Genomic DNA, 1,475 nt, shown 5'->3' with positions numbered 1-1,475 from the left:
TTTTTTGCCGGGGTGGCGGAACTGGCAGACGCACAGGACTTAAAATCCTGCGGTAGGTGACTACCGTACCGGTTCGATTCCGGTTCTCGGCACCAATATCGTAAAAATTAATAAGTTCATATGCGCTCGTAGCTCAATTGGATAGAGCACCTGACTACGGATCAGGAGGTTGTGGATTCGACTTCTGCCGGGCGCACCATTTATACTTTATCGTTAACACGCAGTGTTACGAAAATAGGTAACAATAGTATCGGGAAGTAGCTCAGCTTGGTAGAGCACTTGGTTTGGGACCAAGGGGTCGCAGGTTCGAATCCTGTCTTCCCGACCACTAAGATTTCTAAGTAGTTTTGTTGCTTGAATAATCAACATACCCAATTTTGGGGCCTTAGCTCAGCTGGGAGAGCGCCTGCCTTGCACGCAGGAGGTCAGCGGTTCGATCCCGCTAGGCTCCACCAAAAACAACTTATATAAAGATCCTGGCGGCGTAGCTCAGCTGGCTAGAGCGTACGGTTCATACCCGTAAGGTCGGGGGTTCGATCCCCTCTGCCGCCATCTTAAAGGACCTTTAGCTCAGTTGGTTAGAGCAGACGGCTCATAACCGTCCGGTCGCAGGTTCGAGTCCTGCAAGGTCCACCAGTACTATATATTTTCGTGGAGGTATACCCAAGTTCGGCTGAAGGGAACGGTCTTGAAAACCGTCAGGCGGGTTAAACCGCGCGGGGGTTCGAATCCCTCTACCTCCTCCATTTTTTATCAAATGGTGAACCATACTGAAAAAGAGTAATAAAGTTACAAATAATGTTGTCGCGGGGTGGAGCAGTGGTAGCTCGTCGGGCTCATAACCCGAAGGTCGCAGGTTCAAATCCTGCCCCCGCAACCAAATGGTCCCGTGGTGTAGCGGTTAACATGCCTGCCTGTCACGCAGGAGATCGCCGGTTCGATCCCGGTCGGGACCGCCATTTTTATTTAGAAATACATATGTGGCTCAGTAGCTCAGTCGGTAGAGCAAAGGACTGAAAATCCTTGTGTCGGCGGTTCGATTCCGTCCTGAGCCACCATGATATGCGGGTGTAGTTTAGTGGTAAAACCTCAGCCTTCCAAGCTGATGATGAGGGTTCGATTCCCTTCACCCGCTCCAAATTGGGCCTATAGCTCAGCTGGTTAGAGCGCACGCCTGATAAGCGTGAGGTCGGTGGTTCGAGTCCACTTAGGCCCACCATTCCGCAGTAGCTCAGTGGTAGAGCAATCGGCTGTTAACCGATCGGTCGTAGGTTCGAGTCCTACCTGCGGAGCCATTTATACGGGGAAGTACTCAAGTGGCTCAAGAGGTGCCCCTGCTAAGGGTATAGATCGCGAAAGCGGTGCGAGGGTTCGAATCCCTCCTTCTCCGCCATGTAAAATGGCCCCTTGGTCAAGCGGTTAAGACACCGCCCTTTCACGGCGGTAACACGGGTTCGAATCCCGTAGGGGTCATA

Annotated in this window: 15 tRNA genes; all 15 read left to right on the top strand. The window is 52.0% G+C overall.

The annotated features are described in order from the left end of the window. The first annotated feature begins 6 nt into the window (after positions 1-6). The 15 genes from ACIQ0H_RS21435 (at position 7) to ACIQ0H_RS21365 (ending at position 1,473) form a co-directional block, all read left to right on the top strand. Positions 7-95, top strand: a tRNA-Leu gene (locus ACIQ0H_RS21435). 27 nt (positions 96-122) lie between these two features. Continuing rightward, positions 123-199: transfer RNA gene (locus ACIQ0H_RS21430), tRNA-Arg, on the top strand. A 52-nt stretch (positions 200-251) separates the two neighbouring features. Beyond that, a tRNA-Pro gene (locus ACIQ0H_RS21425) sits at positions 252-328 on the top strand. 51 nt (positions 329-379) lie between these two features. Continuing rightward, a tRNA-Ala gene (locus ACIQ0H_RS21420) sits at positions 380-455 on the top strand. 23 nt (positions 456-478) lie between these two features. Further along, positions 479-552 (top strand) — tRNA-Met (locus ACIQ0H_RS21415). Between the two features lie 7 nt (positions 553-559). Next, positions 560-636, top strand: a tRNA-Ile gene (locus ACIQ0H_RS21410). Positions 637-653: 17 nt separating this feature from the next. After that, positions 654-746 (top strand) — tRNA-Ser (locus ACIQ0H_RS21405). 59 nt (positions 747-805) lie between these two features. Next, a tRNA-Met gene (locus ACIQ0H_RS21400) sits at positions 806-880 on the top strand. A 3-nt stretch (positions 881-883) separates the two neighbouring features. Next, a tRNA-Asp gene (locus ACIQ0H_RS21395) sits at positions 884-959 on the top strand. Between the two features lie 23 nt (positions 960-982). After that, positions 983-1,058, top strand: a tRNA-Phe gene (locus ACIQ0H_RS21390). A gap of 6 nt (positions 1,059-1,064) precedes the next feature. Next, positions 1,065-1,138 (top strand) — tRNA-Gly (locus ACIQ0H_RS21385). Between the two features lie 4 nt (positions 1,139-1,142). Beyond that, positions 1,143-1,219: transfer RNA gene (locus tag ACIQ0H_RS21380), tRNA-Ile, on the top strand. A 1-nt stretch (position 1,220) separates the two neighbouring features. Then, positions 1,221-1,295, top strand: a tRNA-Asn gene (locus ACIQ0H_RS21375). Positions 1,296-1,302: 7 nt separating this feature from the next. After that, a tRNA-Ser gene (locus tag ACIQ0H_RS21370) sits at positions 1,303-1,393 on the top strand. Positions 1,394-1,401: 8 nt separating this feature from the next. Further along, a tRNA-Glu gene (locus ACIQ0H_RS21365) sits at positions 1,402-1,473 on the top strand. Positions 1,474-1,475 lie beyond the last annotated feature (2 nt).

Source organism: Sporosarcina sp. NPDC096371 (assembly GCF_044762865.1).
In the GTDB taxonomy this organism is placed as follows: domain Bacteria; phylum Bacillota; class Bacilli; order Bacillales_A; family Planococcaceae; genus Sporosarcina.
Note: the sequence above shows the minus strand (reverse complement) of the source record. Positions and strands in the feature narration are given on the sequence as shown.